Below are 24,008 nucleotides of genomic sequence, written 5' to 3' on the forward strand. Positions count from 1 at the left end.
CTTACATGAAATCGCGCGGGATCGCCTTCTCGAACCGCTTCTCGAAGATCGGCGTCTCGCCCTCATAGGCGCGGACATGGGCGGAGATCAGCCAGTCCGTCGCGGTGCAGGCGATGGTCGCCGTCGAGACCGTGCGCACGAACCAGCCGGGGCGCTGCATATCGCAGGTCCAGACGGCCGTGCCGGTCATCGAGAGCGGATCGTTTTCGGCGATCGACCAGAGTTCGTCGCGCACCTGCCGCGTGGCGAGCCCGGTGCCGGGATGCTCGTAGAGGCCGGTATCCTCGTAAATCGTATATTCGGTGAGGCCGTTCGTCAGGTCGCGCTCGACGCCGCGCGCCGTCTCGGCGGGGGCAAGCTCGGTGTATTTCGGCAGCGGGTCGGGATTTGCCGGCTCGGGGATCGCAATGACGCGGTGGGCGCCGAGCTTCGGCAGGGCAAGGCCGAGCGAGGCGAGGTCGACCGTCACGCCGGCATCCACCGGCGGCGGCAGCACCATCGGCCAATAGGACGTGGAGAGCGACAGGCGGATGCGATGGCCGGCGCGGAAGCGGTAGCCCATGGCATCGAGCACGAGGCGGACGCGCACCTTCTTCCCGCGCGGCATGGCCTTCGGCGCGGCATTGCCGTCGCGATGGGCGAGGTTGAGGACGCCGAAGGTGACGCGCGTCGCCGTGCCGTCCGGATGGATATCGACGAGGCGCGCGCAGAGATTGGCGATGTCCGCCTCCGTCGCGACGTCGAGCTCCAGCACCGGCTGGCCGAGGAAATCGTGCGCCTCCGTAAGCGGCGCGGTCTCGACCACCAGCGAGCCGGCATCGTCGCGCCGTTGGTCGAGCGCCATTTCGGCGTCCGGCTTCAGCGTGAACCATTCGCCGGCCATGGTGCCGGTATCGAGCGGCGATCTGATGTAGCGGTCATGGCCCGATGCGCCGGCAATCGGCAGGCCGGGCGCCAGCGCGCCGTATTGCTCGACGTAGAAGGTCGCCATCTCCGGCGCCTCCCAGCGGTCCTTGGCAATCCAGAAGCCGGGATCGGTCTCGCGGCGCAGCGCCGGGCGCGCGGCATCCTGGATATAGGCGCGCACCTGCGGGGTCTTTTCCGCGCCGTTCTCCTCGCCGCGCAGCCAGCGGTTCCACCAGGCGATGGCCTCGGCATGGAAATCCATGCGCGGCTTCGGCCAGGCGAAATGCGGGTATTTGTGAATCCACGGGCCAATGAGGGCCTTCGCCTTGTCGCCGAGCCCCTCCACTGCCTTGAGCGGCGTGCTGCGATAGCCGTCCGCCCAGCCGGCGATGACGAGGGCGGGCACGGGGAAGCCGTCAAAATCTTCTGAGATCGAGCCGTGCTTCCAGAAGGTGTCGCGGCGCTGGTGCTGCAGCCATTCTTCCAGGAAGAAGGGTTCCTTTTCCAGCCGCTCCAGCCACATCGCCTTCCAGCGCTTGCCGACGATCCCGGGATCGGGCGAGCGGGACTGGTAGGCGAGCATGGTCGCGGCCCAGGAGAGCTGGGCGGAAAGATGCGTGCCGTTCTTGTAGTGGATGTCGTCGTTGTAGCGGTCGACGGTGGAGGCGATGGAGATGACGGCCTTCAGCGCCGGCGGCTTGAGGGCCGCGACCTGCAGGCAGTTGAAGCCGCCCCAGGAGATGCCCATCATGCCGACCGATCCGTTCGACCAGGACTGGGCGGCGATCCAGCCGATGAGCTCGCAGGCATTCGCCAGCTCCAGCGGCGTATATTCGCCGTCAATGACGCCGTCCGATTCGCCCGAGCCGCGGATATCCACGCGCACGCCGGCAATGCCGGCGGCGGCGAAGACGGGGTAGGTCGATTCGTCCCGCGGGCTCGTCCCGTCCCGCTTGCGATAGGGCAGGAACTCGAGGACGGCCGGCACGGGGTCGGCCTCCGCGCCTTCGGGCATCCAGATGCGGGCGGCAAGCCGCGTGCCGTCGGCAAGCATGATCCATTCGTTTTCGATGACGGTGAAGGCGCGGGACATGGCAACTCCTCTTTCCCCGCTTTTATGACGGCGCCGCCGGAGGCGGGCAATAGGCGGGATTTGACCTTCCGTGTCGCTTTTGCGTGCGGCTTGCCCGCTCTCGAAAACTCGCCTACGAAAATGGCAGGCAGAGGAGGGGCACATGGCGGAACGGCAGGCGGCTTTGCGGGACGGTGCGCGGCTCGACGATCCCGAGCGCGCCTACAAGGTGCTGATCGCCGATCTCGTCGGCCTGCGTTTCGATGCCGATGGCCGGCCGGATCACGGCGAGGTGTGCGCACATATCGAGGCGCGCGGCGGCACCTTCCACGAGGGCGGCTACAAGCGCGCGGCGCTGCCGCCGGGCATCCATTTCTTCTACCAGCCGGATATCAGCTCCGAGACGGAGATCATCGCCGAGACTGCGGACGGGCGCTACGACGCGCTGATCGCGGCGGCGACCTTCATTCCCAAGCAGGCGATCTTTCTGCTCGGCGGCGTGCGCATCGGCGCGGGCACCGGCAACATGGGCTCGGCCTCCTGGGGCGGTGGAAACGGCGAGGGCGGCGCCGCGCCGCTGATGAACACGCCCGGCATCAACAGCCGCGCGACGGCGCAGATGGCGATGAAGGCGATCCTCAAGGTGCTGCCGGACCTGCCGGTCGGCCTCCTGCATGACCGTGTCGCCGCCGGCGATTTCGATACCGGCCGTGACCTGAAGCTCTATCCCACCGCCAAGCTGGAGGGCCGGCGCCTCGCGGTGCTCGGCTACGGCAATATCGGCCGGGAGGTCGCAAAGCTCGGCCGCGCCTTCGGCATGGAGGTTGCGGTCTATGCTCGCCCGCGCCACCGGCAATGGATCGAGGCGGAAGGCTTTACCTTCGCCGAGACGCCCGTGGCGGCGGCGACCGGCGCGGACGTGCTCTCCGCCCATGTCGGCCTCGGCCGGCTGGAGGAGGAGACGCGCCGCTATGCCAATGCCGGCCTCATCGGCGAGGCGGTGCTTTCGGCGATGAACCACGGTGCGGTCCTCGTCAATTACGACCGCGGCGAGGTGGTGGATACCGCCGCGCTCGACAAGGCGCTGGCAAGCGGCCAGGTGCGCCATGCCGCCATCGATGCCGATCTCTTCAGGAATGCGACGAGCGGCACCCTGAGCGGCCCGATGCTGCCCTATCTGAAGCTCGCCGAGCGCCATCCCGGCAAGCTGGAGCTGCTGCCCCATGCGGCCGCGGATACGGACCATCCTTCGCGCGTCGCGGGCGCCTGCCAGGCCGTCGACCAGATCATCGATGTCATCCGCTACCGCCGCGTCGTCAACCTGAAGGGCGACCTGCCCGAGGGCCATGTCGACGGCGGCGCGAAGGTGCCGGCCGGCATCGGCGCCGTCACCATCGCGGCGCTGGCGGCGGCCGCCGTCGATCCGCGCTTTGCCGAGCTGCACGATGTCTCCCGCGAGATTGCCGATACGCTGGAGGCTGTCGTGGAGGCGGTGGAGGAGGGCATGACGCACCAGCCGGCAAAGGGCGATGTCGCCGCGCTCACCCATCTGCTCCTGCGCCAGCGCCGGCTCGTCGAGGCGCTGGGGCTGGACGGCCCGGGCGAAGCCTGAGGAACTTTTGCGGTTCCGGCCGGTTCTTCCTTCTGAACGACAGACAGGGAGTGCCAGTCATGACCCATCAACAGGACGAACGCGGCGATCCGCTGACCCGCACCCACGATCCGGACCGCAAGGAATATGCCGGGCGGGAAGCCCGTCAGGGTGGCCTCGGCCGGCCCGTTCTGAGAGTGCTGGGCATCAGCCTCGTTCTCGTTTTCCTCGTCTGGGGGGCCGTCGAGATCTGGGGCGAGAAGACCGATCCCTCCGCGCCGCTCGACACTTCGCAGACCTCCTCGACCACCAGCGGCACGCCGACCCAGGATACGATCAAGGAAGACGCGCCCGGCGGCGGTAACACCGCGCCGACGGACCGCGACCCGACCCAGTCTTCCGGGACGGGCGGCGACAGCCAGAGCGTGACGCCCGACGGCACCGGTCATTGAGGCTTCCTACCGCCCGTATTGCCGCATGACGGCCATCAGGTCATCATGGCGGATGGCGTCGACGCGCAGTCGGTCATACGGCGTGCCGCCGGCGTCCTCGGCTGCCAGCATGGCGTTGACCACCGCCTCCTCCACGCTATCCACCGCCGCCATGTAGACGGGGTCGAGCTGTTCGTCGTTGACGATGGCAAGGTCCAGCATCGCCGGGGCATGGTGCGCCATGGGCTGTGGGTTGGCGGTCGAAAAGGCGAGGAAGATATCGCCGGAATTGTTGCCGCCCGGCGTGCCGCCCCGGCCGATGCCGATGGCGGCGCGGCGCGCGAGGCGCTTCAACTGATGCGGCGCCATCGGCAGGTCTGTCGCAATGACGACGATGATCGAGCCGCGCTCCTTGAGCTGGCTTTGTGGGGTATTGTCCTGGAGATGCCTGCCGACCGGCACGCCGCAGACCGTCAGCCAGTCGCGCTGGCCGTGGTTGGCCTGCACGAGCGTGCCGACCGTATAGTCCCGGCCGCCGAAGGAAACGACGCGCGAGGCGGTGCCCGTGCCGCCCTTGAAGCCGTAGGTGATCATGCCGGTGCCGCCGCCGCAATTGCCCTCCCGGACGGGGCCGGGCGAGAGGTCGTCGAGGGCGGCGCGCACGTCGGCCTCCGTCACCGGCAGGCCGTTGATGTCGCTCAGCACCCCGTCATAGGTCTCGGCGACGACGGGTATCAGCCAGAGGAAATCGCCGACCTCGTAGGTCGAGGCGTAGCGCTCCAGCATCCAGCGGATGGTTGCATGGTGGGTGATGCCGACGCCATGGGTGTTGGTGATCATCACCGGGCCGAGGAAGGTGCCGCCGTCCTCGATCCAGTGCGTGCCGGTCATCTCGCCGTTGCCGTTGAAGCGGTGCACGCCGGCATAGACGGGCACGGGCGTTTGGCTGCCGCTGTGCGGCAGGATGGCGGTGACGCCGGTGCGTACCGGCAGCTTGCGGCCGGGCCGCGGCACCTCCTCGCGGATGGTGCGGAAGCCGACGGCGACGCCTTCGACATCCGTGATCGCATTGAAGGGGCCGGTGCGGCCGGAAAAGGGCAGGCCGAGTTCGCGGGCACGGGGTTTGGTCTTTTCGTTCATGATCATTTCTGCCGGGAGCGAAGGTAGAGGCCGAGGGAGGCGATGACGAAGGAGAAGGACAGCATCATCACGGCGATGGCGTTGATCTCCGGCTTGATGCCGCGCCGGAGCATGGCGAAGATGAACATCGGCAGCGTCGTCACGTCGACGCCGGCGATGAAATAGGTGATGACGAGATCGTCCATCGAGATGATGAAGGCGAGCAGCGCGCCGCCGAGGATGCCGGGCAGGAGCTGCGGGAAGACCACTTTGCGGAAGGTCGTCCATTCGTTTGCGCCGAGATCGGCCGAGGCGTGTTCCAGCGTGCGGTCCATGCCGGAGAGCCGGGCGGAGACGACGATGAAGACATAGGAGGTCAGGAACGTGCACTGGCCGATGATGATGGTCTTGAGGCCGAGATTGATGCCCGAATTGACGAAGAAGATGAGGAGCGCGATGCCGAGCACGATGTCCGGCATCAGCATCGGCATGAACAGGACGACGCGGTAGAAGCGCCGGCCGAAGAAATCGAAGTGATAGAGCGCGATGGCGATCGACGTGCCGAAGACGGTGGCGATGAGCGTCGTCGAGGCGGCGATCTTCAGGCTGTTGAAGACGGCCTGTACGAGCTGGTCGGTCGATTCGACATAGAAGGCGTCGCCCGTGATGGCCGTCTTGTAGCCGAGGACCTGGGCATACCAGTCGGTGGTGAAGCCCGACCAGGTCATCATGTTGATCGGGTTGGCGTTGAACGAATAGACCGCGATCAGCACCAGCGGGATGTAGATGAAGGCGAAGAAGAGCGCGGTATAGGCGACGAGGCTGCCGCGGGCGAGGGAGGCGAAGATCTTCATTGCGGGCCTCCTCAGCGTCCCGGCGCGGCGTCGAGGCCGCGGCGGCTGGAGACGACGACATAGGAAAAGAGCAGGACGAGCATCACGCTCATCACCATCATGGCGAGCGCCGAGCCGAAGGGCCAGTTGCGCGCGGCGAGGAACTGCTGCTCGATGAGGTTGCCGAGCATCATCACCTTCGCGCCGCCGAGAATGGCCGGCACGACGAAATTGCCGAGCGCGGGAATGAAGACGATGACCGCGCCGCCCGCAATGCCGGGCGCCGTCAGCGGCAGGATGATGCGCAGGAACGTGCGGATAGGCCCTGCACCGAGATCGAGCGAGGCGCGCACCAGCGTCCAGTCGAGCTTTTCGACGCTCGCATAGACCGGCATGAACATGAACGGAATGAAGACGTAGACCATGCCGAGGATGATCGCGCCTTCCGTATAGATGAGGTCGACGGGGCGGTCGATGATGCCGGTCTGCAGCAGCACGTTGTTGACGAGCCCGGTCTGGCGCAGGAGCAGGACCCAGACGAAGAGCCGCACGATGAGGCTGGCGAAGAAAGGCAGCGTGATGAGGAAGAGGCAAAAACTCTTCCAGCGGTCGGAAAGCCGGCTGATGCAGAAGGCGGCCGGGTAGCAGACGAGAAGCGTCGCAACGACGGTCAGCGCCGCGATCTTCAGCGAGCGCAGGAAGATCGCGATATAGACCGGGTCGAACTCCTCGAACATCGGATCGGCAAAGCCGAGGATGCGGCCGTAATTGTGCGGATACCAGGTCCATTCCACGCCGCCGTAGAGACCGGGGGCAAGGAAGCTCGTCACGATCATGATGGCGAGCGGGCCGAGGAAGAAGACGGCGAGGAACAGCGAGGCCGGACCGAGCAGGATGGCAAGCTGGACACGGCGGCGGGCGGTGATCGTCAGCATGTCAGGCCGCCTCCGCCGGGATGAGGTGGACGGCGGACGGATCGTAGGAAAGGCGCGCGCGGCGCGATTGCTCGATCTCGCCGACGAGGCCGCGCCGCATCGCCGGGATTTCCGCGATGACGCGCCGGCCCGTCGCCGTGCGGCCGAAAAGCTCGAAGGTAGAGCCGACGAAGACGATCTGCTCGAGATCGACGTCGAGGACCGGGCCGGCCTGTCCGGGGTCCGCGAGGAAGAACTGCTCCGGGCGGATGAGCGCGGTCGCCGCGCCCGTCGAACCCTGCTCTCCGTGGGAAATGGCGATGCCGTCCGTCGTGACGAGCCGGCCGGCGGCGGCCTCGCCCTCGAAGAGGTTGCTCGCCCCGACGAAGGTCGCGACGAAGCTGTTCCTCGGCTTGTCGTAGATGGCGCGGGGCGTGTCGAGCTGCTGGATGCGCCCGCCCGAGAGCACGGCGACGCGGTCCGACATGGTCAGCGCCTCCTGCTGGTCGTGCGTGACGAAGATGAAGGAGATTCCGAGCTCGTGCTGGAGCGTCTTCAGCTCGATCTGCATGGCCTGGCGCAGGTTCTTGTCGAGCGCGGACAGCGGCTCGTCGAGGAGCAGCAGCTTGGGCCGGGCGATGATGGCGCGGGCGAGCGCCACGCGCTGCTGCTGGCCGCCGGAAAGCTGGCGCGGCTTGCGGCCCTCCAGGCCTTCGAGGCCGACCATGCGCAGGGCCTCGGCAACGCGCCTTGCCCGGTCCTGCCGCCCGATGCCGGCGACCTCCAGCGCATAGCCGGTGTTCTCGCCCACACTCATGTGCGGGAAAAGGGCGTAGTTCTGGAACACGGTGTTGACCGGGCGGCGATAGGGCGGGCGGTCCGTCATGTCCTCGCCGTCGATCAGGATGCGTCCCGAATCGAGCTCGACGAAGCCGCTGATCGCCTGGAGGAGGGTGGTCTTGCCGCAGCCCGACGGACCCAGCAGCGTCAGGAATTCGTTGCGCCGGACATCGAGGTCGATCCCGCCCAGCGCGGTGATCGTCTGACCTTCGGGCGTGGCGAAGGTCTTCGCCGCCTTTTCCAGGCGGACTATGGATTCTCGCATCGTCGTTCCCCAAAATGTTATAAAAATAACGCTTGTGCGATTTAGATATATGGATACCATTTGCCCATCCAAGTCAACGGCCGCAGAAGCCGGGACGGGAACAGGCGGCGCAAAGGAAAGCGCCGGGCCAGGACGGCCGAACCACCAGAGGAGAATATTCGATGACGAAAACCGATCGCGCCGGCGCATCCGGCTTCCGCGCCTGGACGCGCCGCACCGCCCTTTCGCTTGCCGCCCTCGCGGCGACGGCCGGAATGGCGAGCGCCGCCGAACTCAACGTCTACAACTGGGGCGAATACATCAATCCGGAAGTGCTGAAGAAATTCGAGGAGGAGACCAAGATCAAGGTCAATCTCTCGACCTATTCCTCCAACGAGGAGATGCTGGCGAAGATCCAGGGCGGCGCGACGGGCTATGACATCGTCTTCCCGTCCGTGCACATGCAGGACATCATGGCCAAGCTCGATCTTCTGGAGAAGACCGACATCAACAAATACGAGGGCTTCAAGAACATCGATCCCGCGTTCCTGAGGGCGAAGAGCGACCCGAACGGCGAATATTGCCTGCCCTACGCCTGGGGTTCGGTCGGCATCTTCTACAACCGCAAGGTCCTCGGCAAGGACGTGACCGGCTGGAAGGACCTGATCGAGACGGTCAAGGCCAAGGGCCTGAAGTTCACCCTGCTCGACGACATGCGCGAGGTGCTCGCCGTCGGCCTCATCCTCAACGGCCACAAGATCAATTCCACCGATCCGGCCGAGCTCCAGGAGGCAGCCGACACGATCATCGCCATGAAACCCTATGTCGCGGCCTTCACCTATGACGAGCGGCCGATGGTGCAGGCAGGCGACGTTGCAGCCGGCCACGCCTTCGTCGGCGCCATGGTGGACGTCTTCGGCAACGAGAAGGATCTCGGCTACGTGATCCCCGAGGAGGGGGCGACCATGTATCAGGAGGACATCTGCGTCCTGAAGAGCGCGCCGAACAAGGAGAACGCGCTGAAGTTCCTGCAGTTCTACACGCAGCCGGAAATCGTCGCGCTCAACGTCTCGCAGCAGACCAACGGCACGGCCAACGTGCCGGCGCGGCAATTGACCACGGAAAAGATCAAGAATAGCAAGGAAATCAACCCGCCGGCCGAGACGATGGCACGTCTGCAGATCTTCGAGGACCTGGGCCCGGCGCTGCGCCAGGTGGACCGCGTCTGGACGCGGGTCAAGACCGCGCAGTGAGGACGAACGATCCCCGCCCGTCACCGGACGGGCGGGATTTCGAGGAGAGGGGCGACGTGTCGAAACGCATTCTGAAGCTCGTTCAGTCCGACGACCTCAGGCGGTCGAAATCCGACAAGCTGCTGGCGCATTACATCGAGCGCAACATCGCCGACCTTCCCTTCGAGACGGCGCGCTCCATCGCCCAGCGCCTGCAGCTCTCGCCGATGACCGTCGGGCGCTATCTGCGCCGCATGGGCTTCGACGGCCTCGACGAGTTGAAGAACGAACTCCGGCACGGCAGCGCCAATCCGGCCTGGCAGGTTAAGGGGCGTTTCGAGGGGCTGGAGCAGGACCGCCAGGAAGGCAAGCTGCTCGCCGGCCTCATCCAGCAGCAGATCGACAATCTCACGCAGATCTACGGCGTGGTCCAGTCGCCGGAATGGCAGAAGACCATCGATGCGCTGATAGGCGCCACGGAGGTCTATGTCGCCGCCTACCAGAACGTGCGCGGCGTCGCGCAGTATTTCGCCAGCCAGCTTTCCTATACGCGCCCGCGCGTGCAATTCGTCGACGGCCTCAACGGAACCTATTCCGAACTGCTCGACGGCTCGGTAGAGGGCCGGCTGCTTTTCCTGCACGACGTTCGCCGTTTTGCCGCCAAGGCGAGGCCGCTGGCACAGGAGGCCCGGCGCGCCGGCGTGAAGGTCGTGCTCCTGACCGACGAATTCTGCCCCTGGGGGCCGGAGGTCTCGGATATCTGCCTCATCGTGCCGGGCTCGCACGGTCCCCTCTGGGACGGCGCCGCCACCATGACGGCCGTCATGGACCTCATGCTTTCCAACATCATCGTCGTCCTCGGCGAGGAAGTGAACGAGCGCGTGGAGACCCTGACGCGCCTCCAGGACATCTTCGGCGATTTCGAGGCCTGAGGGCCTATTTCTCCTCGCTCTCGGGCTCGACCGTCAGCTTGACGCGGTCGGCGGCAAGGCGCGTGCGGGAGAACTGGATCGGCCGGCCGGCAAGATCGGTATTGATCGCCGTCGCCACGAGGATGATCGCGCCCGGCGAGAGCTTCAGGTGGCGGATGTCCTCGCCCTCGGCATGGATGGCGGAAATCTCCGTCGAGCGGCGCACGTAGTCCGGCACGCCGAGTTCGCGGAAGGCGGCGGTGATGGAGCGCGTCCGCTCATAGGCCGCCACGATATCGGCGAAGCGGTCGGCCGGGAAATAGTGCGTGGCGCGCGAGATCGGCCGCTTGTCGGCGCTGTTTACGGTTTCGAGCCGCACGCAGGGCGTTCCCGCCGCAAGACCCAGCGCGTCGGCGACCACGATGGAAGCAGGCTCCGTCGCCGAGCCGAGCAGCCGCCCTTCCAGTTCCTTCGCCTGGTTGCCGAGGCCCTGCGAGAAGCGGGTGCGGCGCGAGATCGGAAAGCGCAGCCGGTCGCGCCGCTCGATGCGCGTGCCGATGCCCTGGATCGGCCGGACGATGCCTTCCTCCGCAAGCGATGCCATGGCGCTACGCACCGTATGCCGGTTGACGCCGAAGCGTGCGGCGAGCGCCGTCTCCGGCGGCATCATGCCGGTCTCGTCGAAGTCGCCGTTGTTGATCGCAAGGCGCATGCGGTCGGCGATCTGCCGCCAGAGCGCCACGCCCGATTGCCGTTCCACCATTTTCGCCCCCTTGCAATTGCCCCTGTCACACCCTTGTCATTCCGGCCGTTTAAGAGGAGACTTAGATGTATAGTTGTCTAGATTAATAGACATTTGGGAGCGTGGCAATGGCATCGGATGGACATTTCGAAGGACGGCAGAAGGCGATGGGCCTCCTGGCGAAGGCGAGCCGGGCCGAACTGCAGGCCGCCTTCGACGCACTCGACGGCAAGCCGGCAGTCGAGCCGGTACGCGGGCCCGAAACGGGCCTCGTCATGGTGCGCGGGCGCATCGGTGGCGGCGGTGCGCCGTTCAATCTCGGCGAGGCGACGGTGAGCCGCGCGAGCGTCCGTCTCGACGACGGCACGGTCGGCCACGGCCAGGCGCTCGGCACGGACGGCGCCAAGGCACGGCTTGCGGCGATCTTCGACGCGCTGTTCCAGCAGCCGGCGCGTGCCGGTGAGGTCGAGGCGCTGCTTGCGGCCGTCGAGGCGCGTATTGCTGGAGAAGATGCCGGGAAGGCTCGCCAGACGGCCGCCACCCGCGTCGATTTCTTCACCATGGTCCGGGGAGAGGATTGATGCCTCACGACACGCTCGCTTTCACTGGCGGTTTCAGGGAGCCGGTCTTCGAGGCCCAGTCCGTCTTCCGCACGCTGATGGATTGCATGGCTCGCCCGGGCACGGTCGGCTCCGTGATTGTTGCCGTCGCTCCGCCCGCGCCGCTTTGCGCGGCCGCCGGTGCCGTCGCGCTGACGCTCTGCGACAACGACACCCCCGTCTGGCTGACGCCGGCGCTCGCCGCGTCCGCTCTGCCCGGCTGGCTCGCCTTCCACGCCGGCGCGAGTGTGACCGACGACCGGCAGGCCGCCCGTTTCGCCTTTGTCGAGAAAGGCGCGATGCTGCCCGATCCGGGCCTTTTCGCGCAGGGCACGCAGGAATACCCGGATCGCTCGACGACGCTGGTGGTCGAGATCGAAGCCTTCACGGGCGGTCGGCCGCTGACGCTGACGGGACCGGGCATCCGCACCGAGGAAGAGTTCGCGCCGGTCGGCCTGCCGGACATGTTTGCGCATTGCCGGGCGGAGAACCGGCAGAATTTCCCGCGCGGCGTCGACCTAATCCTCGTTGCCGGCGATGCCGTCCTCTGCCTGCCCCGCACCACCGTCGTCCGCGTGAAGGAGGCCTGAGCCATGTACGTTGCCGTCAAGGGTGGCGAAGCCGCCATTTCCAACGCCCACCGTCTTCTCGCCGACCGCCGCCGCGGCGACCGTTCGCTGCCGGCGATACGCATCGAGCAGATCGTCGCCCAGCTCGGCCTTGCCGTCGACCGGGTGATGGCGGAGGCCTCGCTCTACGACCGGGCGCTCGCTGCGCTCGCCGTCCGGCAGGCGCGCGGCGACATGATCGAGGCGATCTTCATCCTGCGCGCCTATCGCACGACGCTGCCGCGCTTCGGCTATTCCAGGCCCGTCGAGACGGGCGCCATGCTCGTCGAGCGCCGCGTCTCGGCGACCTACAAGGACCTGCCGGGCGGCCAGCTCCTCGGCCCCACCTTCGACTATACCCACCGCCTGCTCGACCCGTCGCTCCTGACGGACCAAGAGGTGGAGGCGCCGCTGGAGCGCGAGGAAGCCGGCGAGCCCGTCATGCGCGTTTCAGACATCCTTGCCGGCGAAGGCCTCGTCGAGGACGACGGCAGCCTACCGGAGGGCCATGTGCCGGGGGACCTCACCCGCGAGCCGCTGGAATTTCCGATGGCGCGGGACCTGCGCCTCCAGGCGCTTTCCCGCGGCGACGAGGGTTTTTTGCTGGCGCTCGGCTACTCCACCCAGCGCGGCTATGCCCGCACCCATCCTTTCGTCGGCGAGGTGCGCATCGGCGAGGTCGAGGTGGAGCTGGACATGCCGGAGCTCGGCTTTGCCGTCTCGCTCGGCCGCATTCAGGTTACCGAGTGCCAGATGATCGCCCAGTTCAAGGGCTCGGCGAAGAACCCGCCGCAGTTCACTCGCGGCTACGGCCTCGTCTTCGGCCAGAGCGAGCGCAAGGCCATGGCCATGTCGCTGGTCGACCGGGCGCTGCGCGCCGAGGAGTTCGGCGAGGATATCGTCGCCCCGGCGCAGGACGAGGAATTCGTCATCTCCCATTCCGACAACGTGCAGGCGACCGGCTTCGTCGAGCACCTGAAGCTCCCGCATTACGTGGATTTCCAGGCCGAGCTCGACCTCGTGCGGCGCATGCGGCGCGACTACGAGACCGCGCAGGACAAGGACCTTCCGGAGGCCGCAGAATGACGACCGCAGACCTTGCGACCTACAATTTCGCCTATCTCGACGAGCAGACGAAGCGCATGATCCGCCGCGCGATCCTGAAGGCGATCGCCATTCCCGGCTACCAGGTGCCCTTCGCCTCGCGCGAAATGCCCATGCCCTACGGCTGGGGCACCGGCGGCGTGCAGGTGACAGCGGCGATCCTCGGTCCGAAGGACGTGCTGAAGGTCATCGACCAGGGGGCGGACGACACGACCAACGCCGTCTCCATCCGCGCCTTCTTCCAGAAGGTCGCCAGTGTGGCGGTGACGACGAAGACGCGCGCGGCGACGATCATCCAGACGCGCCACCGTATCCCCGAGGAAAAGCTGACGTCCGGCCAGACGCTCGTCTACCAGGTGCCGATCCCCGAGCCCTTGCGCTTCCTCGAACCGCGCGAGACCGAGACGCGCAAGATGCATGCACTGGAGGAATACGGCCTGATGCATGTGAAGCTCTACGAGGACATCGCCCGCAACGGCCATATCGCCACGACCTACGCCTATCCGGTGAAGGTGGAGGGCCGCTATGTCATGGATCCGTCGCCGACGCCGAAATTCGACAATCCGAAGATGCACATGTCTGAAGCGCTCCAGCTCTTCGGCGCGGGCCGCGAGAAGCGCATCTACGCCGTGCCGCCCTATACGGAGGTCGTCAGCCTGGATTTCGAGGATCATCCCTTCACGGTGCAGTCCTTCGACAAGCCCTGCGCGCTCTGCGGTGCGCAGGACGTCTATCTCGACGAAGTGGTGCTCGACGACAGGGGCGGGCGGATGTTCGTCTGCTCGGACACCGACCATTGCGAACAACGCTGCGCGAGCGGTCACCGCGGCCACCTCGCCCATGACAAGGAGGCTGCGGAATGACTCCTCGTTACGACATGGCCCGGCGCCACCCCCCTCTGTCCTGCCGGACATCTCCCCCTCAAGGGGGGAGATCGGCAAGTAGTGCGATCCTAGCTCGAATTGCAACGTTGGAGATGGGCGGGACCTTGCCCCATCCAATCTCCCCCCTTGAGGGGGAGATGCCCGGCAGGGCAGAGGGGGGTGCCACAGCCTCTCGCACCCCGGAGGCCGTCCGATGACCGACGCCCCGCTTCTCAAGGTCCGCGACATCTCGAAATTCTACGGCGCGCGCATCGGCTGCCGGAACGTCTCCTTCGACCTCTGGCCGGGCGAGGTGCTGGCGGTCGTCGGCGAATCCGGCTCCGGCAAGACGACGCTGCTCAATTGCCTCGCCACCCGGTTGATGCCGACCTCCGGCTCGGTCGAGTACCGCATGCGCGACGGCACCATGCGCGACCTTGCCCGCATGAGCGAGGCGGAGCGCCGCTTCCTGATGCGCACGGACTGGGGCTTTGTCCACCAGAACCCGGCGGACGGGCTGCGCATGGCGGTCTCGGCCGGGGCCAATGTCGGCGAGCGGCTGATGGCCGTCGGCGAGCGCCACTACGGCAATATCCGCGAGACGGCCGGCGATTGGCTCGGCCGGGTCGAGATCAGCGCCGACCGTATCGACGACCAGCCGCGCGCCTTTTCGGGCGGCATGCGCCAGCGCCTGCAGATCGCCCGCAACCTCGTCACCTCGCCGCGCCTCGTCTTCATGGACGAGCCGACCGGCGGCCTCGACGTTTCGGTGCAGGCGCGCCTGCTCGACCTCCTGCGCGGCCTCGTGCAGGACCTCGGCCTCTCGGCCATCGTCGTCACGCACGATCTTGCCGTCGCGCGCCTCCTGTCGCACCGCATGATGGTGATGAAGGACGGCCTCGTCATCGAGCAGGGACTGACCGACCGCGTGCTCGACGATCCGCGCGAAGCCTATACCCAGCTCCTCGTTTCCTCGATCCTTCAGGTGTGACCATGCCAACCCCCCTCGTCGTTTCCGAAGTGGCGAAGAGCTTCACCATGCATCTTCGCGACGGCCTCCGCCTGCCGGTGGTCTCGAACGTCGCCTTCTCGGTCAAGGCCGGCGAATGCGTCGTGCTGGGCGGTCCGTCCGGCATCGGCAAGAGCTCGCTTTTGAAGATGGTCTACGGCAACTATGCCGTCGATAGCGGCCAGATCCTTATCGAGCACGAGGGCCGGGTGGTCGATCTTGCGGGTGCCGACCCGCGCACGATCCTTGCCGTGCGCCGCGCTACGCTCGGCTATGTCAGCCAGTTCCTGCGCACCGTGCCGCGTGTCGCCGCCGTCGACGTCGTCGCCGAGCCGCTGCTTGCGCGCGGCGTCGCACCGGCGGAGGCGCGGGATGCGGCCGAAGCGATGCTTGACCGGCTCAACCTGCCGCGCGAGCTCTGGCAGCTTCCGCCCGCCACCTTCTCCGGCGGCGAGCAGCAGCGCGTCAATATCGCCCGGGGCTTCATCACCGATCACCGCATCCTGCTGCTCGACGAGCCGACCGCCTCGCTCGACGCGACGAACCGCGCCGTCGTCGTTGCCATGATCGCGGAGAAGAAGACGGCCGGCGTCGCCCTCCTCGGCATCTTCCACGACGAGGACGTGCGCAGGAAGGTCGCCGACCGCATCGTCGACGTCTCGGCCTTCTCGCCGCGCAAGGCGGCATGACCGCCCGCCGGATGGCGGAATCTCAGGCCCTGTGGACTGTAATCTTTCCGACATCGAACTGACATCGCCCCTTCATCGACAGCGTTTAGAGCCAATCCGGAAAACGACACGGGGCCCCTCGGGGACCGGACGCCCGGAAGGAAGGACCTGCCATGTTCCGACTGAAGAATGTCACCCGCCGCTTCGGCGCGCGCCTCGCGGTCGACGACGTGACCTTCGACATCCCCGAGGGCCAGATGGTCGGGGTCATCGGCCGCTCCGGCGCGGGCAAGTCGACGCTCCTGCGCATGATCAACCGGCTTGCCGACCCGAGCGAGGGGACGATCCATTTCGGCGATGTGGAAGTCTCTTCGCTGCGGGGCGCGGGCCTGCGCAACTGGCAGCGCGACTGCGCGATGATCTTCCAGCAGTTCAACCTCGTGCCGCGCCTCGACGTGCTGACCAACGTGCTGCTCGGCCGGCTCAATCATCGCTCGACGGTGTCGAGCATCCTCAATCTCTTCACCCGCGAGGAGCGCATCATGGCGATTGCGGCGCTCGAACGCCTCGGCATCGAGCAGACGGCGCTCCAGCCGGCCGGCACGCTCTCCGGCGGCCAGCAGCAGCGCGTGGCCATCGCCCGCGCACTCATGCAGAACCCGAAGATGCTGCTCGCCGACGAGCCGATTGCCTCGCTCGACCCGCTGAACGCCAAGATCGTCATGGACGCGTTGCGCGACATCAACGAGCGCGAGGGCATCACCGTCGTCACCAACCTGCACACGCTGGATACGGCCCGCGCCTATTGCGAGCGCATCGTCGGCATGTCGGCCGGCCGCGTCGTCTTCGACGGCCCGCCGCGCGAGCTCACCGCGGAGGCCGTGCGCACGATCTACGGCACCGGCGCGAACGGGTCGGAGATCGACGAGAGCGTCACTTCCACGGCGATCCGTAATCCGGCCCGCCAGGACAACATCAGGGAATCCGCCAGCCCCACGCCGCTGGTACTGGCCGGCCTCTGAGCCCGCCGGGATCGAACGGTCCGCGTCAAGGGCCATAACCTTTCGAGGTCCGGCGACGCCGGCCAAACAGGAGAAAGATCATGCTGAAGAAAGCCCTTCTCGGCGCCGTCGCGCTCATCGCGCTTGCCGGCCACGTCCAGGCCGAGGACCTCAAGGAATTCCGCGTCGGCATCATCGGCGGCGAGAACGAGGCGGACCGCTTGCGCAACTACCAGTGCCTTGGCGATCACCTGAAGGCAGAGCTCGGCTTCGAGAAGGTCTCCTTCTTCCCGGCCGCCGACTATGACGGCGTCATCCAGGGCCTGCTCGGCGGCACGCTCGACTATGCCGAGCTCGGCGCCTCGGGCTTCGCCAAGATCTACCTTGCCGATCCGAAGGCCGTCGAGCCGATCCTGACGACGGTGCAGACGGACGGCTCGACCGGCTATCATTCCATCATGGTCGCCCGCAAGGATTCAGGCATCACCAAGCTGGAAGACCTCAAGGGCAGGAAGCTCGGCTTCGCCGACCCGGATTCCACCTCCGGCTATCTCATCCCGCTCGTCACCCTGCCGGAGGCGATCGGCGCGCCGGTCAAGGAATATTTCGCCGAGACCGGCTTCGGCGGCGGCCACGAGAACCTCGTCCTCGAAGTCATGAAGGGCACCTTCGATGCCGGCACGACCTTTGGCTCGGGCGTCGGCGCGTGGAAGGACGGCTACACGTCCGGCAACCTGCACAAGATGGTCGAGAAGGGCATTCTCGACATGAACGACCTCGTCGAGGTCTGGAAATCGCCGCTCATCCCGAACGGCCCGATCGTCGTGCGGACCTCCATGGACAACGACATGAAGACGAAGTTCAAGCAGTTCATGCTCGACCTGCCGAAGAAGGATGCCGCCTGCTTCTCTGCCGTCATGGGCGGCGATTTCACCGCCTTCACGGAAGTCAATGTCGATTTCTACAAGCCGATCATCGACGCCCGCAAGGCGACGATCGGCGGCTGACAGGAGCACCGGCGCTGGCCGCAAGCCGGCTGGCGCCTTCTCTGTCAATAACGTTGCCCCACCCACAACGTCATCCTCGGCCTTGAGCCGAGGATCCACGCCACATCCGGAGCATGGATGGTCGGGTCAAGCCCGACCATGACGGAAGAGAGGTTGCGGGCCTTATCGACGATCAGACGAGCATACAGAACTCTGCCGAGGCGCAATAAACCATGGCCATGACCACGCTTCACGACGGCTTTAGCGAGAAGGGCGCGCTCATCGAGCGGCACTTCCAGGAGCTGAGCGCCCGCCGCCGGCTCTATACCTGGCTCGGTCTTGCCGTTCTCGTCGTCGCGCTCGGCGGCTCGCTGTGGTTCGCCAACGAGACGAATGCGGGAAAATTCCTCGACCGCCTGCCGCATTTCTTCGACTTCGTCGGCGACATGGTGCCGCGCGACGGCTGGGAGGTCTTCCGCGCGCTGTTCGACCTGCCGTCGCCCTATGACGACGGCAGCTTCAAGTACGATTATCCGGAAGGTCGGCTCTATGTGTTTGGCAGCCTCTATGTGCCGGAATATTTCCACAAGATGCTGGAAACGCTGAATATCGCGTTCTTTTCCACCGTCATAGGCATGGTCTTCGGCTTCCTGCTTTCCTTCCTCGCGGCAAAGAACCTCGTCGCAAACCGGATCGTTTGCGGTTCGGTGCGCCGCGTCATGGAGGTGCTGCGCGCCTTTCCCGAGGTGGTGCTCGCCGGCTTCTTCCTCGCCATCCTGTCGATCGGGCCGCTGCCCGCCGTCATCGCCGTGTCGATCCATACGGTCGGCGCGCTCGGCAAGCTCTTCTTCGAGGCGGTCGAGAATGTCGACATGAAGGCGGAGGAGGGGCTTCGCGCCGTCGGCGCAAGCTGGGTGGAACGCGTCTGGTTCGCCATCGTGCCGCAGGTGGCGCCGAACTTCATGAGCTACTTCCTCCTGCGCCTCGAGATCAACGTGCGCGCCTCGACCATCATCGGCGCCGTCGGCGGCGGCGGTATCGGCGAACTCCTGCGCCTGTCGATCGGGCAGGGGCATGCTGCCAAGACGCTCGCCATCATGCTGCTCCTGCTTCTCACCATCGTTGCCGTCGATCAGGTCTCCGCCTGGCTGCGCCGCCGTCTCGTCGGCGACCAGGCCTTCCGGTTGGCCGCATAGGAGTGCGTCATGACGACCCTCAATCCCGCACGGATGGACGAGATCGCGGCGCGCCATCCCGCCGTCCTCGACCGCTCGTTCTGGCAGCGCTTCCGCATTCCCCTCATTGCCGGGGGCTTGGCGCTCTACGTGGTCTATTGCTGGTGGTTCTTCGCCATCGGCCATGTGCTCGGCACCGCCAACTGGGGCATTGCCGGAACCTATCTCGCCGACTGGGTCTCCTACGAGGTGCGCCCGGAGGTGACGATCCACGCGGACGGCTCGATGGAGCTCGGCTATCCGCGCTTCTCGCCCCTCGGCCTCAATGCCGAGCCGGACTGGGTGGACATCGAGCGGGGCACGATGACCCGCACGGTCCCCGCGGCTCGCGCCGCTGCAAAGACAGACGAAAAGCCCGCCTCTATGGGCTTCATGGGTGCGGGCGGCAGCGTCGGCGGCACGGCCGCCGCGGCCGGGGCAGACACGACTGCGACGCGCGAGGAAGAGGTGGTCAGGCGCGCGAAGATCATCCTCAATTCCTCCACCAGCGTCGAGGTCATGCCGTCGCGCGTGACCGTGGAGCATGGCGGCGAGCGGCTGGCCGTCGATATCGGCGGCGGCAAGGCAAGAGCCGAGGGCGCCTTGCCCGGCTGGGCGGTGCAGAAGGAGCCGGGCGGCAAGATCACGGTCTCCTTCGGCCTTTCCGGCTGGGGTGAGATCGAGGCGGACGACGTCACGATCCGCCGCCGCTTTCCCGGCTGGGCGAACTTCCTGTTCGACACGAACTCGCCCTTCCACGGCAGGCCCCTGCCGGAGGTCTTCTCGCTGGTGACGTCGGGCGAGCGGATCGATCCGACCCGGTCGAACCTCGCGCTTGCCTGGGACAACATCCTCTACAATGGCGAATGGCAGCATCTCGATGTCTGGACGAAGCTGCTCCAGACGATCGTGATGGCCTTCGTCGGCACGCTCTTCGCGATGCTCCTCGCCTTCCCGCTGTCCTTCCTTGCCGCGCGCAACATCACGCGCAGCCGGCTTTCCAACCAGGTGACGAAGCGGCTCTTCGATTTCCTGCGCTCGGTCGACATGCTCATCTGGGCGCTGTTCTTCACCCGCGCCTTCGGCCCCGGGCCGCTTGCCGGCATGTCGGCGATCTTCTTCACGGATACGGGCACGCTCGGCAAACTCTATTCCGAGGCGCTGGAGAATATCGACGACAGGCAGCGCGAGGGCGTAAAGTCGGTCGGCGCCGCGCCCGTCGCGGTGCAGCGCTTTGGCGTGCTGCCGCAGGTCCTGCCGCTCTTCGCCTCGCAGGCGCTTTACTTCTGGGAATCGAACACCCGCTCGGCCACCATCATCGGCGCGGTGGGCGCGGGCGGCATCGGCCTGAAACTCTGGGAGGCGATGCGCACGAATTCGGACTGGGAGAACGTCGCCTACATGGTTCTCCTCATTCTCGCCGTCGTCTTCGTCTTCGACGGCATATCCAACGCGCTGCGCTCGCGCCTGATGGGCAGGCCGGCGCATTAATCGGCGTGGCGGCATGGTGCTGCCACACGAATCCCGTCACTATGCGGCGCCGCCTTCCGGCGGCGCCGAAGTCTTCCCACAGGAACAGTCCCCCGTGCGTTACGCCCTCTATTTCACCCCGCCCGCAAGCGATCCCTTGACCCTGACCGCCGCGGCCTGGCTGGGGCGCAATGCCTTTACCGGCGCGCCGCTGGAGCAGCCGGCCGTCGCCGGCTTCGACGCGGCGACGCTTGCCGGGCTGACGGCCGATCCGCGGCGCTACGGCTTCCACGCCACGCTGAAGGCGCCGTTCACGCTTGCCGAGGGCCGCAGCGAGGCCGAACTCGTAACCGAGATCGGCCGTTTTTCCGCCGAAGCCGCGACCTTTGAAATCCCGGAGGTCATCGTCGGCCGGCTCGGCTCCTTCTTCGCGCTGGTGCCGGGCGATCATTGCGAGGATCTGCAAGCCTTCGCCGGCGAGGTGGTGCGCCGCTTCGAGCGGTTCCGCGCCCCGCTCACCTCCGCCGACATCGCCCGCCGCAGGCCGGACGAGCTGACCGCCGAAGAGCGCCAGAACCTCGTGCAATGGGGCTACCCTTACGTCTTCGACACGTTCCGCTTCCACATGACGCTGACCGGGCGCGTTCCGGCCGAGCGGCGCGATGCCGTGGAAGCCGTGCTTCTCGACCGTTTCTCCGCCTTCTACGGCCGGCCGTTGCCCATCGGCGGGCTCGCGCTCTTCCGCGAGCCTGCGCGCGGCGCCGATTTCACCGTCCATTCCCTCTTCCCGCTCGGGGGAGAAGCCAACAGAAAGACCGCCTGACATGACCCGCGAAACCGTTCTTTCCAATGCCCGCATCGTGCTGGAGGACAAGATCCTCGACGGCACGCTCGTGCTGCGCGACGGCCTTGTCGCCGACATCTGCGAAGGCGCTTCCGCCAATGGCGAGGACATGGAGGGGGATTTCCTCATCCCCGGCCTCGTCGAATTGCATACCGACCACCTCGAAGCGCATTATTCGCCGCGTCCCGGCGTGCGCTGGGGCAAGACGGCGGCGATCCAGTCGCATGACGCGCAGGTCGTCACCTCCGGCATCACCACCGTCTTCGATTGTCTGCGCATGGGCTCGGATGCGGACGGCGGCTTCGAGAAGGGCGAGATGCGCGCCATGGCCGACGCCATCGCCGCGGCGCAGGACGAGGACCGGCTGCGCGCCCAGCACCTCATCCACCTGCGCTGCGAGGTCTCGACCGAAAATGTGCTCGACCACTACGAGGAATTCGAGAACGACCCGCTCGTGCGCCTCGTCTCGCTGATGGATCATGCGCCCGGCCAGCGCCAGTTCCAGACGATGGATCAGTACATCCTCTACTACAAGAAGAAGCGCGGCCTGACGGACGACGAGTTCGCCGACTTCTGCAAGCGCCAGCAGGCGCTTTCCGCCCGCTATGCCAAGCCCCACCGCGATGCCATCGCCGCCTCCTGCGCCGCCCGCAACATCTCGGTCGCAAGCCACGACGACGCGACGCTGGAGCATGTCGAGGAGGCGATCGGCTATGGCATCCGCCTTGCCGAGTTCCCGACGAGCGTCGAGGCGGCGAAGGCCTCGCACGGGGCGGGCATGAGCGTCCTGATGGGCGCGCCGAACATCGTGCGCGGCAAGTCGCATTCCGGCAACATCGCCGCCCGCGACCTTGCCGGCATGGGCGTGCTGGATGTGCTCTCCTCCGACTACGTGCCCTTCAGCCTGATGCACGCCCCCTTCATCCTCGCCGACGAGGTGGAGGATATCGACCTGCCGAAGGCGATCTCGATGGTCTCCGCGACGCCCGCCCGCACGGTCGGGCTCGACGACCGCGGCACAATCGCGCCGGGCCTTCGCGCCGACATCGTGCGCGTGCGCCGGCCCTCCGGCGTGCCGGTCGTGCGCTCCGTCTGGCGGCAGGGCAGGCGGGTGGCATGAACATGGCGGACGAAGGGGCGATGGTCGTCGTCGTCGGCCCGAGCGGGGCGGGCAAGGACAGCGTCATGGCCTATGCCGCCCGGCATTTTTCCGGGGAAAGCCGTGTGGCTTTCGTGCGCCGCGTCATCACCCGCCCGGCCGATGCCGGCGGCGAGGCGCATGAGGCGATCGATGCGGACGGGTTCCGCAGGCGTGCGGCCGAGGGCGCCTTCGCCGTCTCCTGGGAGGCGCACGGCCTTTCCTACGGCATTCCGCGCGAGACGCTGGACCGGCTTACGAGCGGCATGACGCTGATCGCCAACGGCAGCCGCTCGGCCTTGCCGGATTTCGCCGAGACCTTTCCGCGGCTGAAGGTCGTTCTGATCACCGCCCGTCCGGATGTGCTGGCCGCGCGCCTTGCCGCCCGCGGCCGGGAGAGCGGCGAGGCGATCGCGCGGCGCCTTGAGCGCGCGGTGCCGGAGATCGTCATTACCGCCGATACGGTCGTCATCGACAACAGCGGCCCGCTCGAAGCGGCGGGAGAGGCCTTCGTCGAATTGCTGGCCTCCACCCTTGCCGGCAGAGGTTGAGACTACCGCCCTCTGCCCCGGGGCAGGGGGCGGGTGAGAATGAAGAGCGCGCTTGCCGAAAGCACGAGGCCGACGGCGACGGCCGCAAGCGGCGAAGGCTGAGTGCGATACCAGAAGAGGCCGTAGCTTGCGGCGATCAGGCAGACCGCGACGACCTTCGTGCGTGCGGAAATCGCGCCTTCGCGCTGCCAGTTCACCAGAGGCGGGCCGAGCGTGCGATGATTGAGCAGCCAGTGCTCCAGGCGGGGAGACGAGCGCGAGAAGCACCAGATGGCAACGAGCAGGAAAGGCGTCGTCGGCAGTAGCGGCAGGAAGGCGCCGACAATGCCGAGCGCCGTCATCACAAGGCCGGCGGCCATATAGATCGCGCGCACCCAAACCCCCGTCGAAAACGCCGTGCCGCCCAGATAGAGTGTTTTGCCGGTGCCTCCAAGGGGCCCGAATGCCGCAGGACCGATCCCTCAGGCCAGCTTGCTCTCGACGGTCCCCTTGGCCGGTTTCGCCTTCGCCGCCGCTTTGGCGGTCTTCGCCGCCGAAGCGGCCTTGGCCTGCGTCGTGCCGGCGATTTCGATCAGCGGCTTCTTCGTCTTTGCCGGCGCCGTCTCGGTGCCGAGCGCCACGCGCTCGAACTCCTCGCGCTCGCGCACGGCCTGTTCCCAGTGCTCGCCGTCGTGCCCGTGCGGCCGGCCGGCTGCTTCCCACAGCGCATAGGCCCGCTTGCTGATCCATTCCCTTCGCGCATCCGTCATGGTCTGTCCTCGTTCAAGGTGAAGTGACGCCGTGCCGGTACGCTGCGGGTTTCTTGGGCAGGAACCGGAACACGGAACTCGCCGGACGGCCGGGAACCTTCCGCGGCGGGTCCGGATATTCAACGCACCATACGCTCCGGGCGATACCCTCGGGCGGAGCAGGTCTGCTTCATGCGATTCGCACCGTCAGGATGCGCCCAAAGCGCGGGGCCTTCAAGCTGGCGGGGTGCGACAGGATGGCTCGCCCCGCCATGACGGAAAAACACCCTCCGGCTGCGACGAAACGGCCGAATTTCGCAAAAGTTTCACCGCTCCGGGTGGACAGCGCCGATCTCGCCAACGTATTGTCCGCATGAGAGAATATTCACC

24 protein-coding genes and 1 pseudogene are annotated in these 24,008 nt (G+C 66.7%); 17 read left to right on the forward strand and 8 right to left on the reverse strand.

Features of this window, described 5'->3' with window-relative positions:
- Position 1 precedes the first annotated feature (1 nt).
- Positions 2-1,999 (reverse strand): CocE/NonD family hydrolase, encoded by a 1,998-nt coding sequence (locus tag ACZ5TO_RS18595; protein WP_464800753.1) that lies wholly within the window; start codon positions 1,997-1,999, stop codon positions 2-4.
- Positions 2,000-2,177: 178 nt separating this feature from the next.
- Here ACZ5TO_RS18595 and ACZ5TO_RS18600 point away from each other — a divergent pair.
- Positions 2,178-3,590: pseudogene (locus tag ACZ5TO_RS18600) on the forward strand (NAD(P)-dependent oxidoreductase); the annotation flags it as partial.
- Positions 3,591-3,649: 59 nt separating this feature from the next.
- Entirely contained in the window at positions 3,650-4,021 is a 372-nt protein-coding gene (locus tag ACZ5TO_RS18605; RefSeq protein WP_184140866.1) for a hypothetical protein, read from the forward strand.
- 6 nt (positions 4,022-4,027) lie between these two features.
- On the opposite strand, the gene ACZ5TO_RS18610 is transcribed toward ACZ5TO_RS18605, so the two are convergent.
- The 4 genes from ACZ5TO_RS18610 to ACZ5TO_RS18625 are packed head-to-tail and all read right to left on the reverse strand — an operon-like array spanning position 4,028 to position 7,971.
- Entirely contained in the window at positions 4,028-5,146 is a 1,119-nt protein-coding gene (locus ACZ5TO_RS18610) for a DmpA family aminopeptidase (protein ID WP_464800754.1), read from the reverse strand.
- Positions 5,143-5,973, reverse strand: coding sequence for an ABC transporter permease (locus ACZ5TO_RS18615; RefSeq protein ID WP_184140870.1), 831 nt, complete (start codon positions 5,971-5,973; stop codon positions 5,143-5,145). Before ACZ5TO_RS18615 ends, ACZ5TO_RS18610 begins: the two co-directional genes overlap by 4 nt.
- Before the next feature lie 11 nt (positions 5,974-5,984).
- Positions 5,985-6,887: an ABC transporter permease gene (locus ACZ5TO_RS18620; protein WP_464800755.1), complete on the reverse strand. Its 903-nt coding sequence runs from the start codon at positions 6,885-6,887 to the stop codon at positions 5,985-5,987.
- Between the two features lies 1 nt (position 6,888).
- Complete coding sequence (locus ACZ5TO_RS18625; protein WP_464800756.1) at positions 6,889-7,971, reverse strand: ABC transporter ATP-binding protein; 1,083 nt, start codon at positions 7,969-7,971, stop codon at positions 6,889-6,891.
- 161 nt (positions 7,972-8,132) lie between these two features.
- Here ACZ5TO_RS18625 and ACZ5TO_RS18630 point away from each other — a divergent pair, with 161 nt between their 5' ends.
- On the forward strand, positions 8,133-9,203 hold the full coding sequence (locus tag ACZ5TO_RS18630; RefSeq protein ID WP_184140876.1) for a polyamine ABC transporter substrate-binding protein: 1,071 nt from the start codon (positions 8,133-8,135) through the stop codon (positions 9,201-9,203).
- 56 nt (positions 9,204-9,259) lie between these two features.
- Positions 9,260-10,114, forward strand: coding sequence for a MurR/RpiR family transcriptional regulator (locus tag ACZ5TO_RS18635; protein ID WP_184140878.1), 855 nt, complete (start codon positions 9,260-9,262; stop codon positions 10,112-10,114).
- Between the two features lie 4 nt (positions 10,115-10,118).
- On the opposite strand, the gene phnF is transcribed toward ACZ5TO_RS18635, so the two are convergent.
- Positions 10,119-10,856: a phosphonate metabolism transcriptional regulator PhnF gene (gene phnF, locus ACZ5TO_RS18640; protein WP_464800757.1), complete on the reverse strand. Its 738-nt coding sequence runs from the start codon at positions 10,854-10,856 to the stop codon at positions 10,119-10,121.
- Positions 10,857-10,963: 107 nt separating this feature from the next.
- Between phnF and phnG the strand changes: the two genes are divergently transcribed.
- The 13 genes from phnG (at position 10,964) to phnN (ending at position 22,890) form a co-directional block, all read left to right on the forward strand.
- Entirely contained in the window at positions 10,964-11,416 is a 453-nt protein-coding gene (phnG, locus tag ACZ5TO_RS18645; RefSeq protein WP_464800758.1) for a phosphonate C-P lyase system protein PhnG, read from the forward strand.
- Positions 11,416-12,024, forward strand: coding sequence for a phosphonate C-P lyase system protein PhnH (phnH, locus tag ACZ5TO_RS18650; RefSeq protein WP_464800759.1), 609 nt, complete (start codon positions 11,416-11,418; stop codon positions 12,022-12,024). The genes phnG and phnH overlap by 1 nt, the downstream gene beginning before the upstream one ends.
- 3 nt (positions 12,025-12,027) lie before the next feature.
- Positions 12,028-13,128 carry a carbon-phosphorus lyase complex subunit gene (locus ACZ5TO_RS18655; protein ID WP_464800760.1) on the forward strand — a complete coding sequence of 367 codons (1,101 nt, stop codon included), beginning with the start codon at positions 12,028-12,030 and terminating at the stop codon, positions 13,126-13,128.
- A complete protein-coding gene (locus ACZ5TO_RS18660) occupies positions 13,125-14,009 on the forward strand; it encodes an alpha-D-ribose 1-methylphosphonate 5-phosphate C-P-lyase PhnJ (protein WP_464800761.1) in 885 nt (294 codons plus the stop codon). Before ACZ5TO_RS18655 ends, ACZ5TO_RS18660 begins: the two co-directional genes overlap by 4 nt.
- Before the next feature lie 214 nt (positions 14,010-14,223).
- Positions 14,224-15,000: a phosphonate C-P lyase system protein PhnK gene (gene phnK, locus ACZ5TO_RS18665; RefSeq protein ID WP_184140891.1), complete on the forward strand. Its 777-nt coding sequence runs from the start codon at positions 14,224-14,226 to the stop codon at positions 14,998-15,000.
- 2 nt (positions 15,001-15,002) lie between these two features.
- Positions 15,003-15,707, forward strand: a complete 705-nt coding sequence (gene phnL / locus ACZ5TO_RS18670) for a phosphonate C-P lyase system protein PhnL (RefSeq protein ID WP_464800762.1) — start codon at positions 15,003-15,005, stop codon at positions 15,705-15,707.
- A 152-nt stretch (positions 15,708-15,859) separates the two neighbouring features.
- Positions 15,860-16,708 (forward strand): phosphonate ABC transporter ATP-binding protein, encoded by an 849-nt coding sequence (gene phnC, locus ACZ5TO_RS18675; RefSeq protein WP_464800763.1) that lies wholly within the window; start codon positions 15,860-15,862, stop codon positions 16,706-16,708.
- Between the two features lie 80 nt (positions 16,709-16,788).
- Entirely contained in the window at positions 16,789-17,694 is a 906-nt protein-coding gene (gene phnD, locus ACZ5TO_RS18680) for a phosphonate ABC transporter substrate-binding protein (RefSeq protein WP_464800764.1), read from the forward strand.
- Between the two features lie 212 nt (positions 17,695-17,906).
- Positions 17,907-18,869 carry a phosphonate ABC transporter, permease protein PhnE gene (gene phnE / locus ACZ5TO_RS18685; RefSeq protein ID WP_464800765.1) on the forward strand — a complete coding sequence of 321 codons (963 nt, stop codon included), beginning with the start codon at positions 17,907-17,909 and terminating at the stop codon, positions 18,867-18,869.
- A gap of 9 nt (positions 18,870-18,878) precedes the next feature.
- Positions 18,879-20,378, forward strand: a complete 1,500-nt coding sequence (gene phnE / locus ACZ5TO_RS18690) for a phosphonate ABC transporter, permease protein PhnE (RefSeq protein WP_464800766.1) — start codon at positions 18,879-18,881, stop codon at positions 20,376-20,378.
- Between the two features lie 94 nt (positions 20,379-20,472).
- Positions 20,473-21,180: a DUF1045 domain-containing protein gene (locus tag ACZ5TO_RS18695; protein ID WP_464800990.1), complete on the forward strand. Its 708-nt coding sequence runs from the start codon at positions 20,473-20,475 to the stop codon at positions 21,178-21,180.
- Between the two features lies 1 nt (position 21,181).
- Positions 21,182-22,321 carry an alpha-D-ribose 1-methylphosphonate 5-triphosphate diphosphatase gene (locus ACZ5TO_RS18700; RefSeq protein WP_464800767.1) on the forward strand — a complete coding sequence of 380 codons (1,140 nt, stop codon included), beginning with the start codon at positions 21,182-21,184 and terminating at the stop codon, positions 22,319-22,321.
- Positions 22,318-22,890 carry a phosphonate metabolism protein/1,5-bisphosphokinase (PRPP-forming) PhnN gene (gene phnN / locus ACZ5TO_RS18705; protein ID WP_464800768.1) on the forward strand — a complete coding sequence of 191 codons (573 nt, stop codon included), beginning with the start codon at positions 22,318-22,320 and terminating at the stop codon, positions 22,888-22,890. Before ACZ5TO_RS18700 ends, phnN begins: the two co-directional genes overlap by 4 nt.
- 2 nt (positions 22,891-22,892) lie before the next feature.
- Here the strand turns inward: phnN and ACZ5TO_RS18710 are convergent, their stop codons facing one another.
- Together ACZ5TO_RS18710 and ACZ5TO_RS18715 are read right to left on the reverse strand one after the other, a co-directional pair.
- Positions 22,893-23,264 (reverse strand): YbaN family protein, encoded by a 372-nt coding sequence (locus tag ACZ5TO_RS18710; protein WP_464800769.1) that lies wholly within the window; start codon positions 23,262-23,264, stop codon positions 22,893-22,895.
- An 87-nt stretch (positions 23,265-23,351) separates the two neighbouring features.
- Positions 23,352-23,639, reverse strand: a complete 288-nt coding sequence (locus tag ACZ5TO_RS18715; RefSeq protein ID WP_184140911.1) for a DUF2934 domain-containing protein — start codon at positions 23,637-23,639, stop codon at positions 23,352-23,354.
- Positions 23,640-24,008: the final 369 nt, after the last annotated feature.

This window comes from Shinella sp. Sh6, assembly GCF_055392685.1.

Coding starts and splice junctions, on each gene's coding strand:
- ACZ5TO_RS18595 (WP_464800753.1), bottom strand. CDS start 1,999: ATGTCCCGCGCCTTCACCGTCATCGAAAACGAATGGATCATGCTTGCC.
- ACZ5TO_RS18605 (WP_184140866.1), top strand. CDS start 3,650: ATGACCCATCAACAGGACGAACGCGGCGATCCGCTGACCCGCACCCAC.
- ACZ5TO_RS18610 (WP_464800754.1), bottom strand. CDS start 5,146: ATGATCATGAACGAAAAGACCAAACCCCGTGCCCGCGAACTCGGCCTG.
- ACZ5TO_RS18615 (WP_184140870.1), bottom strand. CDS start 5,973: ATGAAGATCTTCGCCTCCCTCGCCCGCGGCAGCCTCGTCGCCTATACC.
- ACZ5TO_RS18620 (WP_464800755.1), bottom strand. CDS start 6,887: ATGCTGACGATCACCGCCCGCCGCCGTGTCCAGCTTGCCATCCTGCTC.
- ACZ5TO_RS18625 (WP_464800756.1), bottom strand. CDS start 7,971: ATGCGAGAATCCATAGTCCGCCTGGAAAAGGCGGCGAAGACCTTCGCC.
- ACZ5TO_RS18630 (WP_184140876.1), top strand. CDS start 8,133: ATGACGAAAACCGATCGCGCCGGCGCATCCGGCTTCCGCGCCTGGACG.
- phnF (WP_464800757.1), bottom strand. CDS start 10,856: ATGGTGGAACGGCAATCGGGCGTGGCGCTCTGGCGGCAGATCGCCGAC.
- phnG (WP_464800758.1), top strand. CDS start 10,964: ATGGCATCGGATGGACATTTCGAAGGACGGCAGAAGGCGATGGGCCTC.
- phnH (WP_464800759.1), top strand. CDS start 11,416: ATGCCTCACGACACGCTCGCTTTCACTGGCGGTTTCAGGGAGCCGGTC.
- ACZ5TO_RS18655 (WP_464800760.1), top strand. CDS start 12,028: ATGTACGTTGCCGTCAAGGGTGGCGAAGCCGCCATTTCCAACGCCCAC.
- ACZ5TO_RS18660 (WP_464800761.1), top strand. CDS start 13,125: ATGACGACCGCAGACCTTGCGACCTACAATTTCGCCTATCTCGACGAG.
- phnK (WP_184140891.1), top strand. CDS start 14,224: ATGACCGACGCCCCGCTTCTCAAGGTCCGCGACATCTCGAAATTCTAC.
- phnL (WP_464800762.1), top strand. CDS start 15,003: ATGCCAACCCCCCTCGTCGTTTCCGAAGTGGCGAAGAGCTTCACCATG.
- phnC (WP_464800763.1), top strand. CDS start 15,860: ATGTTCCGACTGAAGAATGTCACCCGCCGCTTCGGCGCGCGCCTCGCG.
- phnD (WP_464800764.1), top strand. CDS start 16,789: ATGCTGAAGAAAGCCCTTCTCGGCGCCGTCGCGCTCATCGCGCTTGCC.
- phnE (WP_464800765.1), top strand. CDS start 17,907: ATGGCCATGACCACGCTTCACGACGGCTTTAGCGAGAAGGGCGCGCTC.
- phnE (WP_464800766.1), top strand. CDS start 18,879: ATGACGACCCTCAATCCCGCACGGATGGACGAGATCGCGGCGCGCCAT.
- ACZ5TO_RS18700 (WP_464800767.1), top strand. CDS start 21,182: ATGACCCGCGAAACCGTTCTTTCCAATGCCCGCATCGTGCTGGAGGAC.
- phnN (WP_464800768.1), top strand. CDS start 22,318: ATGAACATGGCGGACGAAGGGGCGATGGTCGTCGTCGTCGGCCCGAGC.
- ACZ5TO_RS18715 (WP_184140911.1), bottom strand. CDS start 23,639: ATGACGGATGCGCGAAGGGAATGGATCAGCAAGCGGGCCTATGCGCTG.